Source organism: Bradyrhizobium sp. JYMT SZCCT0428 (genome assembly GCF_018131075.1).
In the GTDB taxonomy this organism is placed as follows: Bacteria; Pseudomonadota; Alphaproteobacteria; order Rhizobiales; family Xanthobacteraceae; genus Bradyrhizobium.
In genome coordinates this window covers 45,233-60,648 of sequence record NZ_JAFCLS010000028.1, presented here as the reverse complement: position 1 = coordinate 60,648, position 15,416 = coordinate 45,233, and the positions used below count along the sequence as shown (strand labels likewise).

Annotated in this window: 14 protein-coding genes and 1 pseudogene; 6 read left to right on the top strand and 9 right to left on the bottom strand. The window is 63.1% G+C overall.

The genetic code is table 11. From position 1 onward, the window contains the following. Positions 1–469: 469 nt before the first annotated feature. The 6 genes and pseudogenes from JQ575_RS26285 to JQ575_RS26260 all read left to right on the top strand — a co-directional run bounded on the left by JQ575_RS26285 (position 470) and on the right by JQ575_RS26260 (position 7,503). Positions 470–1,030, top strand: coding sequence for a F0F1 ATP synthase subunit delta (locus JQ575_RS26285; protein ID WP_212036036.1), 561 nt, complete (start codon positions 470–472; stop codon positions 1,028–1,030). Then, a complete protein-coding gene (gene atpA / locus JQ575_RS26280; RefSeq protein WP_212036035.1) occupies positions 1,030–2,559 on the top strand; it encodes a F0F1 ATP synthase subunit alpha in 1,530 nt (509 codons plus the stop codon). The genes JQ575_RS26285 and atpA overlap by 1 nt, the downstream gene beginning before the upstream one ends. Positions 2,560–2,703: 144 nt before the next feature. Beyond that, positions 2,704–3,582 (top strand): F0F1 ATP synthase subunit gamma, encoded by an 879-nt coding sequence (locus JQ575_RS26275; protein WP_212036034.1) that lies wholly within the window; start codon positions 2,704–2,706, stop codon positions 3,580–3,582. Between the two features lie 57 nt (positions 3,583–3,639). Next, positions 3,640–5,082: a F0F1 ATP synthase subunit beta gene (gene atpD, locus JQ575_RS26270; RefSeq protein ID WP_212036033.1), complete on the top strand. Its 1,443-nt coding sequence runs from the start codon at positions 3,640–3,642 to the stop codon at positions 5,080–5,082. A 95-nt stretch (positions 5,083–5,177) separates the two neighbouring features. Then, positions 5,178–5,585, top strand: coding sequence for a F0F1 ATP synthase subunit epsilon (locus tag JQ575_RS26265; RefSeq protein WP_212036032.1), 408 nt, complete (start codon positions 5,178–5,180; stop codon positions 5,583–5,585). Positions 5,586–5,782: 197 nt separating this feature from the next. After that, a pseudogene (locus tag JQ575_RS26260) lies at positions 5,783–7,503 on the top strand (adenylate/guanylate cyclase domain-containing protein). A 9-nt stretch (positions 7,504–7,512) separates the two neighbouring features. Here JQ575_RS26260 and JQ575_RS26255 read toward each other — a convergent pair. The 9 genes from JQ575_RS26255 to JQ575_RS26215 all read right to left on the bottom strand — a co-directional run bounded on the left by JQ575_RS26255 (position 7,513) and on the right by JQ575_RS26215 (position 15,377). After that, positions 7,513–8,169 (bottom strand): HAD family hydrolase, encoded by a 657-nt coding sequence (locus JQ575_RS26255; protein WP_212036031.1) that lies wholly within the window; start codon positions 8,167–8,169, stop codon positions 7,513–7,515. Between the two features lie 10 nt (positions 8,170–8,179). Then, on the bottom strand, positions 8,180–8,689 hold the full coding sequence (locus tag JQ575_RS26250) for an RNA pyrophosphohydrolase (protein WP_212036030.1): 510 nt from the start codon (positions 8,687–8,689) through the stop codon (positions 8,180–8,182). Positions 8,690–8,803: 114 nt separating this feature from the next. Then, positions 8,804–9,307, bottom strand: coding sequence for an RNA pyrophosphohydrolase (locus JQ575_RS26245; RefSeq protein ID WP_212036029.1), 504 nt, complete (start codon positions 9,305–9,307; stop codon positions 8,804–8,806). An 82-nt stretch (positions 9,308–9,389) separates the two neighbouring features. Next, positions 9,390–10,589 (bottom strand): divergent polysaccharide deacetylase family protein, encoded by a 1,200-nt coding sequence (locus JQ575_RS26240; RefSeq protein WP_212036028.1) that lies wholly within the window; start codon positions 10,587–10,589, stop codon positions 9,390–9,392. Between the two features lie 181 nt (positions 10,590–10,770). Then, positions 10,771–12,126 (bottom strand): S41 family peptidase, encoded by a 1,356-nt coding sequence (locus tag JQ575_RS26235; RefSeq protein ID WP_192739042.1) that lies wholly within the window; start codon positions 12,124–12,126, stop codon positions 10,771–10,773. Beyond that, positions 12,123–13,430, bottom strand: coding sequence for a murein hydrolase activator EnvC (locus JQ575_RS26230; protein WP_212036091.1), 1,308 nt, complete (start codon positions 13,428–13,430; stop codon positions 12,123–12,125). Before JQ575_RS26230 ends, JQ575_RS26235 begins: the two co-directional genes overlap by 4 nt. Before the next feature lie 157 nt (positions 13,431–13,587). Continuing rightward, positions 13,588–14,070, bottom strand: a complete 483-nt coding sequence (gene rlmH, locus JQ575_RS26225; RefSeq protein ID WP_212036027.1) for a 23S rRNA (pseudouridine(1915)-N(3))-methyltransferase RlmH — start codon at positions 14,068–14,070, stop codon at positions 13,588–13,590. Positions 14,071–14,171: 101 nt separating this feature from the next. Beyond that, complete coding sequence (gene rsfS / locus JQ575_RS26220; RefSeq protein WP_212036026.1) at positions 14,172–14,528, bottom strand: ribosome silencing factor; 357 nt, start codon at positions 14,526–14,528, stop codon at positions 14,172–14,174. A gap of 222 nt (positions 14,529–14,750) precedes the next feature. Then, positions 14,751–15,377: a nicotinate-nucleotide adenylyltransferase gene (locus tag JQ575_RS26215; protein ID WP_212036025.1), complete on the bottom strand. Its 627-nt coding sequence runs from the start codon at positions 15,375–15,377 to the stop codon at positions 14,751–14,753. Positions 15,378–15,416: the final 39 nt, after the last annotated feature.

Here is a 15,416-nt window from a genome sequence, read left to right as displayed (position 1 = left end):
GAATTACTGATCAGTTAAGTGTTCGTTAGTGTTCGTGGCGTTACGCCAAGTAAACGGCGGGGAACCGGATTCGGACTGTTCCGGAGATACATGGCGCCCATGCAAATACGGGCGGAACGATTGAGCTTGTCGCTGACGCGCCGTTCCGGCGCGGGGCCGTGCGGCAAAATCGTGACGGCTGTTTCGCTGCGAGGGGCGCTGGAAAAACTGGCCTCGGAAACTGCCCCTGGAAAATTGGATTAGAGGCCAACTAAAATAGTCGTGCGACAAGGCATCGCCCGCGCGCGCCGTCATGTTGCACCTGCGCGCTTGCTATGTTAGCAAAGCCGCGATTTTAACGATCCCGGCACCTCTCGTGCCGGTCGAAAATCGAAGTCCCGCTTGAATTCCAAGGGCTTGGATCGCTAGGCGCCGCTTTCGTGGCGACGGTTTTTCCCTTGCGAGTTTGACAGCAAAAAAGAGCGACTCTGTGGCTGCTGAAGATCCGTCCGTTTCGGGAGTGTCAGGCCGTTATGCAACGGCCTTGTTCGAGTTGGCGCGCGACGAGAAATCGATCGACGCGGTAAAAGCCGATCTCGCTAGGTTCGAGGCCATGCTGGCCGACAGCGCTGATTTGAAGCGCTTGGTCCGCAGTCCGGTATTCTCGGCAGATGCGCAGTCGAAGGCGCTCACCGCGATTCTCGACAAGGCCGGAATTTCGGGCACTTCTGCCAAATTCCTCAAAGTCCTGACCGCCAATCGCCGGCTGTTCGCCGTCGGCGACGTGATCCGCGCCTTCCGCGCGCTGGTGGCAAAGTTCAAGGGCGAGGCTACGGCAGACGTCACCGTCGCCGAAGCGCTCAGCGACAAGAATCTCGACGCTCTCAAGACCGCACTGAAATCAGTGACGGGCAAGGACGTCGCGCTCAACGTGAAAGTCGATCCCTCCATTATCGGCGGCCTGGTGGTCAAGCTCGGCAGCCGCATGGTGGATAGTTCGCTTCGCACCAAACTCAATTCGATCAAGCACGCGATGAAAGAGGCAGGCTGATGGACATCCGCGCCGCGGAAATTTCCGCGATCCTCAAGGACCAGATCAAGAATTTCGGCCAGGAGGCTGAGGTTACCGAAGTTGGACAGGTGTTGTCCGTCGGCGACGGCATTGCCCGCGTCTACGGCCTCGACAACGTCCAGGCCGGTGAGATGGTCGAGTTCGAGAACGGCACCCGCGGCATGGCGCTCAACCTCGAAACCGACAACGTCGGTATCGTGATCTTCGGCGCCGACCGCGAGATCAAGGAAGGCCAGACCGTCAAGCGCACCCGCGCCATCGTCGATACGCCCGTCGGTAAGGGCCTGCTCGGCCGCGTCGTCGACGCGCTCGGCAATCCGATCGACGGCAAGGGTCCGATCCAGGCCACCGAACGCAAGCGCGTCGACGTCAAGGCGCCCGGCATCATTCCGCGCAAGTCGGTCAACGAGCCGATGGCGACCGGCCTCAAGGCGATCGATGCGCTGATCCCGGTCGGCCGTGGCCAGCGCGAGCTGATCATTGGCGACCGTCAGACCGGCAAGACCGCGATCGCGCTCGACACCATTCTGAACCAGAAGCCGCTCAACGCGCAGCCCGACGAGAACATCAAGCTGTATTGCGTCTATGTCGCGATCGGCCAGAAGCGCTCCACCGTCGCCCAGTTCGTGAAGGTGCTCGAAGAGCAGGGTGCGCTGGAATATTCGATCGTGGTCGCCGCTACCGCGTCCGACCCGGCGCCGATGCAGTACATCGCGCCGTTCACCGGCTGCACGATGGGCGAATATTTCCGCGACAACGGCATGCACGCCGTCATCATCTATGACGATTTGTCCAAGCAGGCCGTCGCTTACCGTCAGATGTCGCTGCTGCTGCGCCGTCCGCCGGGCCGCGAAGCCTATCCCGGCGACGTGTTCTATCTGCATTCCCGCCTGCTCGAGCGCGCCGCCAAGCTCAACAAGGACCAGGGCTCGGGTTCGCTGACCGCGCTGCCGGTCATTGAAACCCAGGCCAACGACGTGTCGGCCTACATTCCGACCAACGTGATTTCGATTACCGACGGTCAGATCTTCCTGGAAACCGACCTGTTCTTCCAGGGCATCCGTCCGGCGGTGAACGTCGGTCTGTCGGTGTCGCGCGTCGGATCGTCGGCGCAGACCAAGGCGATGAAGAAGGTCGCCGGCAAGATCAAGGGTGAGCTGGCGCAGTACCGCGAAATGGCGGCATTCGCGCAGTTCGGTTCCGACCTCGACGCCTCGACGCAGCGCCTCTTGAACCGCGGTTCGCGCCTGACCGAGCTCCTGAAGCAGCCGCAGTTCTCGCCGCTGAAGATGGAAGAACAGGTCTGCGTGATCTGGGCCGGCACCAACGGCTATCTCGATGCGCTTCCGCTCAACAAGGTGCGTCCTTTCGAAGACGGCCTGCTGTCGCTGCTGCGCGGCAAGAACGTCGAAATCCTCAACAGCATCCGCGAAAGCCGCGATCTCAGCGACGACACCGCGGGCAAGCTGAAGGCGGTTGTCGAAGGTTTCTCCAAGACGCTTGCATAATCCGTCATGGCCGGGCTCGTCCCGGCCATCCACGTCTTTTGGCGTGGAGAAAAAACAAGACGTGGATGCCCGGCACAAGGCCGGGCATGACCAACGAGGGGTTCGCGGCCTGGTTGAAAAGCAGGCCGCAAGGGTGAACTAAGAATGGCTTCACTGAAAGACATGCGGGTCCGCATCGCCTCGACCAAGGCGACGCAGAAGATCACCAAGGCCATGCAGATGGTCGCAGCCTCCAAGCTGCGCCGCGCGCAGACCGCCGCCGAAGCGGCGCGGCCCTACGCGGAAAAAATGGACGCTGTGATCTCGAACATCGCAACCGCAGCCGCGGGTTCACCCGGCGCGCCGGCGCTGTTGGCCGGTACTGGTAACGATCAGGTTCACCTGCTGCTGGTTTGCACCGGCGAGCGCGGTCTGTCGGGCGCCTTCAACTCGTCGATCGTGCGTCTGGCGCGCGAACGCGCGCTGTCGCTGATCGCCCAGGGCAAAGAGGTCAAGTTCTTCTGCGTCGGCCGCAAGGGCTACGAGCAGCTCCGCCGCCAGTTCGACAAGCAGATCGTCGAACATCTCGACTTGAAATCGGTGCGCCAGCTCGGCTTCATCAATGCCGAGGATATTGCCAGGAAGGTTCTGGCGCGTTTCGAAGCCGGTGAATTCGACGTCTGCACGCTGTTCTATTCGCGCTTCAAATCCGTGATCTCCCAGATCCCGACCGCACAGCAGATCATCCCGCTGGTGGTTGAAGCGCCGGCCGCGAATGCCGGTCCGTCGACGTCCTACGAATATGAGCCGGAAGAAGACGAGATCCTGACGCGCCTGTTGCCGCGCAATCTCGCGGTGCAGATTTTCCGCGCGCTGCTGGAAAACAACGCTTCGTTCTACGGCGCGCAGATGAGCGCGATGGACAACGCCACCCGCAACGCCGGCGATATGATCCGCAAGCAGACCCTTATCTACAACCGCACCCGTCAGGCCCAGATCACCAAGGAGCTGATCGAAATCATCTCCGGCGCCGAGGCTCTCTAGCCATTCGCGCGACACCCTGACGGACTTCCAGAGACAGAATTCGAAGGAGAGAGTTTTATGGCCGAAGTAGCAAACCAGACCGGACACATCACCCAGGTCATCGGCGCCGTCGTCGACGTGCAGTTCGAAGGGCATCTGCCCGCCATTCTGAACGCCATCGAAACCAAGAACGCCGGCAACCGCCTGGTGCTCGAAGTGGCGCAGCATCTCGGTGAATCCACGGTGCGTACCATCGCGATGGACACCACCGAGGGTCTGGTCCGCGGCCAGGAAGTCACCGACACCGGCGCGCCGATCCGCGTTCCCGTCGGCGCCGGTACGCTCGGCCGCATCATGAACGTGATCGGAGAGCCGATCGACGAAGCCGGTCCGATGGTGTCCGAAGGCCTGCGCCCGATCCATGCGGAAGCGCCGAGCTATACCGACCAGTCCACCGAAGCTGAAATTCTCGTCACCGGCATCAAGGTCGTCGACCTCTTGGCGCCCTACGCCAAGGGCGGCAAGATCGGCCTGTTCGGCGGCGCCGGCGTCGGCAAGACCGTGCTGATTCAGGAACTGATCAACAACGTCGCGAAGGCGCATGGCGGTTATTCGGTGTTCGCCGGCGTCGGCGAGCGTACCCGCGAAGGCAACGACCTCTATCACGAGTTCATCGAATCCAAGGTCAACGCCGATCCGCATAATCCCGATCCGAACGTGAAGTCGAAATGCGCGCTGGTGTTCGGTCAGATGAACGAACCTCCGGGCGCCCGCGCCCGCGTCGGCCTTACCGGCCTGACCGTCGCCGAGCATTTCCGCGACCAGGGCCAGGACGTGCTGTTCTTCGTCGACAACATCTTCCGCTTCACCCAGGCAGGCTCGGAAGTGTCGGCGCTCTTGGGTCGTATTCCCTCGGCGGTGGGTTATCAGCCGACGCTCGCCACCGACATGGGCGCGCTGCAGGAGCGCATCACCACCACGCACAAGGGCTCGATCACCTCGGTGCAGGCGATCTACGTGCCGGCCGACGACTTGACCGACCCGGCGCCCGCAACCTCGTTCGCCCATTTGGACGCGACCACGGTGCTCAACCGCGCGATCTCGGAAAAGGGCATCTATCCGGCGGTGGATCCGCTCGACTCGACCTCCCGCATGCTGTCCCCGCTGGTCGTCGGTCAGGAGCACTACGAGACCGCGCGTATGGTTCAGCAGGTGTTGCAGCGCTACAAGTCGCTGCAGGACATCATCGCCATTCTCGGCATGGACGAACTCTCCGAAGAGGACAAGATCGCGGTTGCCCGCGCCCGCAAGATCGAGCGCTTCCTGTCGCAGCCGTTCCATGTCGCCGAAGTGTTCACCGGCTCGCCCGGCAAGTTCGTCGACCTCGCCGACACCATCAAGGGCTTCCGCGGATTGTGCGAAGGCAAGTACGACCATCTGCCGGAAGCGGCGTTCTACATGGTCGGCAACATCGAAGAAGCCGTCGAGAAGGGCAAGAAGCTGGCTGCCGAGGCAGCCTAAGGCGAATGGCGAAAGGGAGTAGCGAATAGATATTCGCCCTTCCATTCGCCACTCACTAGTCGCTACGCGCCACTTCCTATTCGCAGGACTACTCCATGGCCACGTTCCACTTTGATCTGGTTTCCCCCGAAAAACTCTCCTTCTCCGGCGAGGTCGATCAGGTTGACATCCCCGGCGTGGAAGGCGATTTCGGCGTGCTGGCCGGCCATGCGCCGGTTGTGGCCGCGGTCCGTCCCGGCATCCTGACCATCACCTCCGGCGGCACGCATCAGAAGATGATCGTGCTCGGCGGTCTCGCCGAAATGTCGGAGAAGGGCCTCACCGTACTGGCCGACGTTGCCACCTCGATTCAGGACATCGATCGGGCCCAGTTTGCCGAGACGATTGCCGAGATGGAAGCCAAGCTCGCCGAGCACGAGGGCTCCGAACTCGACCACGCGATCGAGCGGCTCGATCACTTCAAGAGCATCGAGCATCAGCTCAGCTCCACGGCGATGCATTAAGCCCCGGGGTCCGCTCCGGGGCGCAATGAAGGCCCCTGATAACACCAGCGCTCGTCACACCGTGACGGGCGCTGAATTTTTTGCGGCAGTATTTCTTTCGCGGGCCGCCCCGGCTGTGCCCGGAGCCGCTACAGTTGCGCCCGGGAACTTCTGACGGCATTCTCCTGCCCGCAGGTGCTGGTCCGGGGCTGTTTTTTATGAAGCGCAAGATCGCGGCGATTTTTGCGGCCGATATTGCCGGCTACAGCCGCCTGATGTCCGAGGACGAAGAGGAAACGCTGCGGCGGCTCGCGTCCTATCGTCAGGTGACCGACGATTTCATCGCCAAGGGCGGCGGCCGCATTTTCAATACCGCGGGGGACGCGGTGCTTGCCGAATTCCCGAGCGCGGTGGAAGCCGTACGCTGCGCGATCGATATCCAGGAAAGCCTGCGCACCCGGAACATGGCGTATCCGCCGAGCCGGCAGATGTCGTTTCGCATCGGCATCACGATCGGCGATGTGGTCGAGCGCGACGGCGACCTGCTGGGTGAGGGTGTCAACATTGCCGCGCGCCTCGAGGGCCTCGCCGAGGTCGGCGGCATCTGCGTCTCGCGCGCGGTGCACGAACAGGTCGCCAACAAATTGTCGGTGCAATTCGCCGATATCGGCGCGCAGGAAGTAAAGAACATCCCGACCCCGGTGCATGCCTTCATGGTCGCGATGCCGCGAGGACGGTTCCTACTCGACGCCGCAGGTCAAGAAGCCGATCAAGGCTTCGGATCACGGTGCGCCAAACTGGATGTGGCCGGCCGCGGTGACACTGGTCAGTCTGGCCGCGATCGGCGTCGGCGGCTTTCTGTATTTCACCAAGCTTGAGAACATGGCGGCGAAACAGATGCCAGTCGTCGCAAGCCATAGCGCGAGCCCGGCGCCGTCGCTGGCTCCGACAAGTTCTCCCTCGCCGGCACTTGCTCCGCCGCCCGGCGGCGTGGCGACGCCGAGATCGCTGTCGGCTCCGACGCCGACCGTAGCGGCACCTGCCGTTCCAGCACCGGTCCTGGCGGCGGCGCCGCCGCCAGCAGCATCGGCTTCGCCGCCGCCGATTGCGTCAGGGGAGACGTTCGTAGTCGCTGCCGTGCCATTCGTGAGCGAGAGGATTCGTGCGACGCTCGAGAAAGAGTACGCACCCGCCAACGACTTCAAGGCGTTCTCGCTTAACTTTGGTGGCTTTAACGCCTTCGTCACCGGGCAGCCGAGCGAAGAGGCGGCAAGAAGTATGGCCGTCGAGCAATGCCAGAAGCGCGCGGACAGCGCCTCGTCACCCCGAAAATGCGAACTCTATGCCGTCGGCAACAGAGTCGTTTACGTCAACGGCAAGCCGCCGATGCCGGCGCCGCCCTGGATCAAGCATGACCCGATAACCGAGCGGCCGTTTTCCTCCAGCGAGATGCCGCTGACGCGTGAGCCCGGCAAGGCCCGGATCGAGAATATCTATGTGCCGGCACGAAAGACCAAGGTGCTCGCGCTCGGTCCCGGCGTCGGTCAATACTACATGATCGTTGGTGTGGATTCGGTCGAGGAAGCGACGCGCCGGAGCCTGGAATCGTGCGGCGCCATTGCGGGGGTCCCTTGCATGATCTTGGCGCTGAACGATGCCTTTGTCGCTCCGGTTCCGACAACGATGAGGGTGACCGGCTTCTTCAAGGCCACCGATACCTCGCTCCGCACCTGAAGCACGCGACGAGGCTGCGCGCGGACTTGCCGATGCCGCGGGTGGATGGAGCGCGCTCGCCGTGGGCGCCGCAAGACGGCCCGGTCTCGGACTGAAGCAGGCCAGTGAGCAGGCCGCGATCAACGATGCCTTGAGCGACTGTGCCAGGCGCGACAGCGATTGTCGCGTCGTCGCGATCGGGCCGTTTACGGTCGGACCGAATTAGCGGCGGATCTCAGCTTTCGCGCTTCATCCCGCGCAACAAAGCCGGCAACCCTGCTAGATCTTTCAGAATGAAATCGGCGAGCGCGGCATCGGGCCAGCGAACGTGATTGCGACCCCAAGGGCCGCGTTCAAGCAAGGCGGTTCTCATGCCGAAATTTCGTGCCGGGATGACGTCGTTGTCGAGACGATCCCCGACATAGAGCACCTCGGTCGGATCGAGGTCAGTCATCGCGAGCGTCTTGCGATAGAAATCGAGCGAAGGCTTGTCGACGCTGAGCTCAGCCGAAGTCGTGATCAATCTGGCCTCCAGCCCGAACGATTCGAGCGCCGCCTTGGCCGTGGGTGGTTGATTGCCGGCGATACCGACAAACCAGCCGTCTTGCGTCAGTTCGGACAGGCACGGCCTGGCGTCGGCGTAGAGATCGCGCGCTTCAATCCTGAAATCAGTTCCGCTTCGCTTGCGCTCGGCGGCGGCGGCGCGGACATCAAAACCCGGCCGCAGCCGCTCGAAGATCAGGCGGTAATTTTCGCCTTTGGCAATGATATCGTCGAGCACGGCCAGAAACTCGGCCCTATCGACGCCCATGGTGTCGGCCCAGCCGTGCAGCAGGCGTGTTTCGTCGATCAGCGTCTCGCCAACGTCGAAAAATATTGCGCGGATCGGCATCGGCACTTTCTTAAGTCGGCGTGGCTGCAAATCGTGCGAACGCCGTGGCGACGGCCATGTACACCTCGCGCCGGAACGGCACCACGAGACCGGCAACGCGGTCGAGCCGTTCCCAGCGCCATTGGTCGAATTCGGCCGGCTGCCCGTTGCGCGGCGTCAGCGGGTCGATCTCGTCGTCGCGCCCAGTGTAGCGCAGCGCGAACCATTTCTGCCGCTGGCCGCGGAACTTGGCGAGGCGATGCGAGGGAGGACCGTCATAGGGCGGAAACTCGTAACTCATCCAGTCGGTTTCACCGAGATGCTCGGCGCTGACCGCGCCGGTCTCCTCCCAGAGTTCGCGCATCACGGCATCACGCGGGTTCTCGGCGGCGTCGATGCCACCCTGCGGCATCTGCCATTCGAGGCCGGGGAGGATGATCTCGGGTCCATCGTCGCGAAAGCGCCGGCCGATCAGCACCTGACCGGCGGCGTTGAACAAGGCGATCCCGACATTGGGGCGGTAGGGTTTGCTGTTCATCACAAATCTTCGGGCGTCATTCCGGGATGGTCCGAAGGACCAGCCCCGGAATCTCGAGATTCCGGGTTCGATGCTTCGCATCGCCCCGGAATGACTGCTTCAAGGGAAACGCGCATGCTACAAGCCCGCGAGGCTGGAAAATTCCTTCACCACGCGTTCATAGACCGGCCGCTTGAACGGCACGATCAGGCTCGGAAGATTCTTCATCGGCTCCCAGCGCCAGCTGATGAATTCGGCCTTGTGGCCGCCGCCGGGGCTCGCGACATTGATCTCGCTATCCTTGCCGGTGAAGCGGACCGCAAACCATTTCTGGCGCTGCCCGCGGTAGCGGCCCTTCCAGGTCCGGCCGGCCACGGTGCGCGGAATGTCGTAGATCAGCCAGTCGGCGACCTCGCCGAGTTTCTCCACCGATCGAACGCTGGTTTCCTCATAGAGCTCGCGCTTTGCCGCCGCCCAGGTATCCTCGCCGGGATCGACGCCGCCTTGCGGCATCTGCCAGACGTGCGTTTCGTCGACGTGCTCGATGCCTCCGGCGCGGCGACCGATGAAGACCAGCCCCGCTGCGTTGATCAGCATCATGCCGACGCATGTCCGGTAAGGCAGGTCTTCGTAGCGCGCCATTCCGTCGGGTTTCCTACACACAATTCGAGCGATCAGGCGGGCGAAATCCGGCAATGCCGGATCGGCGCCATCAGGTTGATCGCTAGCCTGATTTTGATTTCAGCATCGCCGTTGTCAATGGCACAAGCAGGATGCCACGGGTCTCGAGCGTCTTGATCCAGGCGGCGAGCCGTTCGATCGAAATCGGCAGGGCAGAGGCGACGCCGACGGCCAGGCCGCGTTCCTTGGCCAGGGTTTCGAGCTTGAGCAGCGTCCGGTCGATTTCGGCCGAGGTCGGCACCGCGTCGATGGTGAAATCGGCCTTGGTGAAGGGCATCGCCTGACCCGCCGCCAATGCGGGGGCGGCGCTGCGCGGGGTGGAGCCATCATCGAGATAGCCGAGGCCGCGCTTGGCCGCCTCGCGGATGATCGGCTGCATCACGGCATCCGTCGCCACGAAGCGCGCGCCCATGAAGTTGGCGATCCCCGCATAGCCCTGGATCCGGCTCATATGCCAATACAGACGGTCGATATTCTGCTCGGGCGACAGCGTCGTCAGCAGGGTCTGCGGGCCGGGATCGTTGTCGGGATAATCGAACGGCTCCATCGGAACCTGCAGCAGGATCTCGTGGCGTTGCGCCCGCGCGCGCTCGGCGAGCTTCGTCGGGTCGGCCCCATAGGGCGTGAACGCCAGCGTCACGGCGGGCGGCAACTTCATGATGGCATCAACCGTCTTGGCGGCGCCGACACCGAGGCCTCCGACGACGATGGCGACAACCGGCATTTTGGCGGCCTTGGCGCGGTCGGCGTCGGCGGCATAGACCGTAAACGGCTTCAGGCCGTCGGCAACCACCGGGATCATGCCGTAGCGCGACTTCTCCAGCAGGCGCGGATCGATGCCGGCCATCGCGGTTGCGGGCGCTGTCTCCGCATCGTTGTTGTTGCCGGCATCGCCGCCGATCACGACGTCCTGCCGCTTGCCGCTGGATCCGTCGATGATGGTGACGGTCTTGTTCTCGCCGGCCGCAGCCTGTTTGGGCGCGGATTTCGCAGCCTGTTCGGCGGGACCGGCCGCGGTGGCTTTCTCGTCAGACACGGGCGTCTTGCGCATGGCGACGTGCGCGACCGGCTCGCCGCCAAAGGGATTGTCCGTAAACAGGGCGATGCTGGCAAAGCCGACCAGGAACAGGCCGAGCAGCACGGCCAGCGCCTGCATCGCGGTGAACGGCAGCCGGAACCGGCGCTTCTTGCGCTTGGTGTCCTGTCCGAGCGGCGTGCTCAGCTCGTCGGCCGTTTCCGTCATGAACCTCCCCGAATCAACCGTGACGATACCACGATGGACCCGATTCGAGCGCTCGCGACCCACTCAAAAGCCGCCAACCCCGGGATGGCGCGGGGGGAGTTGGAACCGGCAACAAAAAGGGCGGCCCGAAGGCCGCCCTTTTCACGGGAATTGGCTTAGGTTCGATTAGACTTGGGTTCGATCAGTTCGCCGCCTTGGTGGCGGGCTTGTCGATCGCCGCCTTGTCGCCGGTGGCGGGCGCCGCGGTGGACTTGATGCCGTGCAGCAGGTCGGCCGCGGTCTTCAGCGCCTTGTCGTCCTTGGCGTCCGGCGGCACGTAGGATTGTGAGCCGGTCTTCTCGTCGCCGTCGTTCTTCAGATGGCCGCGGAGCGAGGCTTCGCCCTTGGTGTCGGTACGCGACTTCAGCTCGTCGGGAACGTCCTGCAGCACCTCGATATCGGGAACGATGCCTTTGGCCTGGATCGATTTGCCCGACGGCGTGTAATAGCGCGCGGTGGTCAGACGCAGCGCGCCGTTGCCGCTGCCGAGCGGGATGATGGTCTGGACCGAGCCCTTGCCGAACGAGCGGGTACCGATCAGCGTCGCGCGCTTGTGGTCCTGCAGCGCGCCCGCGACGATTTCGGAAGCGGAGGCGGAGCCACCGTTGATCAGCACGATCACCGGCTTGCCCTTTGTCAGGTCGCCGACATGCGCGGCGCGGCGCTGGGTTTCCTCGGCATTGCGGCCGCGGGTCGAGACGATCTCGCCGCGCTCGAGGAAGGTGTCGGAAACCGTCACCGCTTCCTCCAGCAAGCCGCCGGGATTGTTGCGCATGTCGATGATGAAGCCCTTCAGCTTGTCGGCGCCGATCTGGTTCGTCAGATTGCCGATCTCGCGCTTGAGGCCCTCGGTGGTCTGCTCGTTGAAGGTCGTGATGCGGATATAGGCGATGTCGTCCTGTTCGACGCGGGCGCGCACTGAACGGACGCGGATATTGTCGCGCACCAGCGTGACTTCGATCGGATTGTCCTGGCCCTTGCGGATGATCTTGAGCCGGATCTTGGTGTTGACCGGCCCGCGCATCTTCTCGACGGCCTGGTTGAGGGTGAGACCCTGCACGGCTTCGTCGTCGAGATTGGTGATGATGTCGTTGGCCATGATGCCGGCCTTCGACGCCGGCGTGTCGTCGATCGGGGACACGACCTTGATCAGGCCGTCTTCCATCGTGACTTCGATGCCGAGGCCGCCGAACTCACCGCGGGTCTGCACCTGCATGTCGCGGAAGCTCTTGGCGTCCATGTAGCTGGAATGCGGATCGAGACCGGCCAGCATGCCCGAGATGGCGGACTCGACCAGCTTGGAATCGTCCGGCTTCTCGACGTAGTCGCTGCGCACACGCTCGAACACATCGCCAAACAGATTGAGCTGGCGATAGGTGTCCGAGGTCGCCGCACGCGCGACCGATCCCATCAGCACAGAACGAGGCTGCGTCACGAAGAGCGTCAATGCTGCGCCGGTGGCGGCGCTGAGGAGAATTACTGAAGTCTTGCGCATCATCCGCGAACCTTTTCGCCTTCATTTGCGGCCCACCATGGGCCTGGATCGATTGGAGTGCCGTCCTTACGGAACTCAACATAGAGCACGGGTTGACTCGCGGTGGTGGCGAGGATGGATGCAACCTGGGATGTCGATCCCATGGTGGCGACCGGCTCCCCCGTAAGTACAAACTGGCCGATGTTAACCGAAATGCGCTCCATCCCGGCGATCAGGACATGATACCCGCCACCGGCATTAAGGATCAAGAGTTGTCCGTAGCTGCGGAACGGCCCGGCGTAAACAACCCAGCCGTCACACGGGGTTGTGACCTGGGCGCCGGCCCGGGTTGCCAAGGAAATGCCTTTTTCGACGCCACCCGCGCCGTCGGAACCGCCAAAATCGCGAATCTTGCGGCCATTGACCGGCAGGGCGAACAATCCCTTGGCGGAGGCAAAGGCGATCGCCGGGCTGAGCCGGGCAGGATCCTTCAGTGCCCCCAGATTGGGCTTGCCGCCGGGGGTCACCGGGGCCCCCTTCAGGCTGGCGGTGGCAGCCGCCTTGGCGGCGCTTTTCAGGTCCTGCTCCAGTTTGGCGATCAGGCCCTGCAAACTGTCGACCTGTTTGGACAGCGTGATGGCGCGGGCGCCTTCCGCTTCCATGTCTTTTTCGATCGCGCTCTGCTTGCGCTGCCGCTCCTCGACCAGCGCCGCCATCCGGATCTGATCGTCTTTCAACTTGTCACGGTCGAGCGCCAGCGCATCGCGCTCGGTGGCGATGGTCTTGCGGAGCGCGACGAGTTCGCCGAGATCGTTGGCCAATCTTTCCGCGCGACCGCGCAGTTCGGGCACAACAGCACCGAGCAGCATGGCGGTGCGGAGCGATTGCAGCGCGTCTTCCGGGCGGACCAGCAGCGCCGGCGGTGTGCGCCGTCCGGCACGCTGCAGCGCCGCCAGCACCTCGATGATCTCGGTGCGGCGCGAGTCGAGGGAGCCGCGAATCTGCTGCTCTCGGCTGTCGAGCGGACGCAGCCGCGCTTCGGCGTCGCCGATGCGCGTTTCCACGCCGCGCACCTGGGCGGCGATGTCGATCAGCTGCGCATTGAGCTTGCTGCGGTCCTGCCCGATCGCTGCGATGTCGGCTTTCAGCTTCTGCTGCAGCTCGGCGGCCTTCTTCTGCTGCTCTCGCGCAGCTTCCAGTTCCTGCTCGCGTTCCTTGATGGCTTCGGGGGAAGGCGCGGCGGCTTGTTGGGCGGGCAATTGTTGGGCCGACGCCGGCTGAGCGGGCGCTGTCACCTGCGCGGCCGCCGGCGAAATCGAAAGACCCATCAGGCTTGCGGACAGCAGCACGATGCAAAGCGGAACACGCGACGCCAACAGCCCATCGTGACCGATGGCGTCAGGGCGTACTTGAATGTCCCGTGTTGTGTGCATCCAGTTATTCAGCGCTCTCTGTATTTATAGTCGGTATTCACGCTAGCGTGCATTACACGCGGTGATAAGGATGGCCCGCCAAAATGGTCGCGGCCCGGTAAATCTGTTCCAGAAGCATGACGCGGACCATTTGATGCGGCCAGGTCGCCGAGCCGAACGCAATGCGCAGTTTGGCTCTGCGCTGCAAATCGGGCGAAAGTCCGTCCGCGCCGCCGATTGTGAAAATAGTGTTGGCGACCGCTTCATCCCGCCAGCGCCCGAGCTGCTGGGCGAAGCTTGCGCTGTCGATGCTCTTGCCGCGTTCGTCGAGCGCCACCAGCACGCATTTCTCCGGGATCAGCGCTGAAATCGCAGCTGCCTCTTCGGCGATCCGGGTCGCGGCGTCGCGCGCGCGGCTTTCCGGAATTTCATGAATCTCGAGGCCGCGAAAGCCGAGCTTGCGGCCGATGTCCTCGAATCGCTCGCGATAGCGTTCGGCCAGTTCCCGCTCCGGGCCCTGTTTCAGCCGGCCGATTGAAACGACGACGATCTTCATTCAAAGCATGCCGCGCCGAAAAAGCGTCAAATCGTTCACCCGCGCGCCAACGGCGCGCGCACGCGACATGCGCTGCAGCCGATTCGCATCGGCTCAAAAACCTAGATCGCCTTCGCCGCCGCCGGGTTTTGCGTCCACAATCTTTCCAGATTGTAGAATTCGCGCACCTCGGGTCTGAATACGTGCACGACCACATCGCCGGAATCGATCAGCACCCAGTCGCAATTGGGCAAGCCCTCGACATGGATGCCTTTGATACCGGTTTCCTTCAGGGCTTTGGTCACGTTTTCCGCGATCGCGCCGACATGCCGGTTGGCCCGGCCTGTGGTGACGATCATGTAGTCGGAAAAGGCGGATTTGCCGCGAAGGTCGATGGTGACCGTTTCTTCCGCCTTCATATCGTCGAGGCGGGAGAGGATCATATTCAGCGTCTTGTCGGCGTCGGGTTGCACCTTCAAGGCCGCAGCTTTGGTCGATGTTTTACGCGCGGTTTTTGCAGCAGGTTTTGCAGTCGTCTTCTCTGCAGAAGTCTTGGAAACCTTGGGCAAAACAGACTTGGACAATACAGATGTGGCCAGGGACCATTCCTTTCACTGTATCGCGAACGCCGAATCTTGGTGTCCACGGGCTATATTAGGCATGTGGGGTTAACGGTTTCAATATTCCAGTTGGCCTCAGGCTCACTTCGTCCTCCAGCTTCCGTCCGAGTTCCGAAGGCCGGTCGAAGACAGGGTCAGTTTCATGCCGGTCAGGAAAGCCCAGGCGGGCGGGCGCTGCTCCGCCAGCCGGGCAGCCTGATTCTCGGGCAGGCGGTAGCGCGCCAGCGCCTGGGCGGCGGGTGCGGCCAGCGCCCGGAAACTCTGTGGGGGGCGGTCGATCACAGCGATCGGAACCTCGGACGCGATGCGCCGCCAATCCTTCCAGCGATGGAACTGCGCAAGGTTGTCAGCGCCCATGATCCAGACAAAATGCACGCCGGAGACGCGGCGCCGCAGATGGATGATCGTATCGACAGTGTACCTGACGCCAATGACAGCTTCGAGACAGCTGATATCGATGCGCGGATCGTCGGCGACTTTCCGCGCTGCATCGGCGCGTTCGGACAGGTCATGCAGCCCGCCATTATCCTTCAGCGGATTGCCCGGTGTCAGCAGCCACCAGACACGGTCGAGCTTCAGACGCTTCAGCGCGAACTGGCTGATGGCGCGGTGCGCCGCGTGCGGCGGATTGAACGAGCCGCCGAGCAGGCCGACGCGCATGCCGTTGGTGTGGAACGGGATCGCTTGCGAAGCTGATTGCGGCGGCATCAATGCCGCCACTGCGCGCGCGCGGGTTTGCTCGAACGT

What these genes read in the sequence shown, in the direction of transcription:
- atpA (WP_212036035.1), top strand. Translation starts at nt 1,030, where the DNA reads ATGGACATCCGCGCCGCGGAAATTTCCGCGATCCTCAAGGACCAGATC.
- JQ575_RS26275 (WP_212036034.1), top strand. Translation starts at nt 2,704, where the DNA reads ATGGCTTCACTGAAAGACATGCGGGTCCGCATCGCCTCGACCAAGGCG.
- atpD (WP_212036033.1), top strand. Translation starts at nt 3,640, where the DNA reads ATGGCCGAAGTAGCAAACCAGACCGGACACATCACCCAGGTCATCGGC.
- JQ575_RS26265 (WP_212036032.1), top strand. Translation starts at nt 5,178, where the DNA reads ATGGCCACGTTCCACTTTGATCTGGTTTCCCCCGAAAAACTCTCCTTC.
- JQ575_RS26255 (WP_212036031.1), bottom strand. Translation starts at nt 8,169, where the DNA reads ATGCCGATCCGCGCAATATTTTTCGACGTTGGCGAGACGCTGATCGAC.
- JQ575_RS26245 (WP_212036029.1), bottom strand. Translation starts at nt 9,307, where the DNA reads ATGGCGCGCTACGAAGACCTGCCTTACCGGACATGCGTCGGCATGATG.
- JQ575_RS26240 (WP_212036028.1), bottom strand. Translation starts at nt 10,589, where the DNA reads ATGACGGAAACGGCCGACGAGCTGAGCACGCCGCTCGGACAGGACACC.
- JQ575_RS26235 (WP_192739042.1), bottom strand. Translation starts at nt 12,126, where the DNA reads ATGATGCGCAAGACTTCAGTAATTCTCCTCAGCGCCGCCACCGGCGCA.
- JQ575_RS26230 (WP_212036091.1), bottom strand. Translation starts at nt 13,430, where the DNA reads ATGGGTCTTTCGATTTCGCCGGCGGCCGCGCAGGTGACAGCGCCCGCT.
- rlmH (WP_212036027.1), bottom strand. Translation starts at nt 14,070, where the DNA reads ATGAAGATCGTCGTCGTTTCAATCGGCCGGCTGAAACAGGGCCCGGAG.
- JQ575_RS26215 (WP_212036025.1), bottom strand. Translation starts at nt 15,377, where the DNA reads ATGCCGCCGCAATCAGCTTCGCAAGCGATCCCGTTCCACACCAACGGC.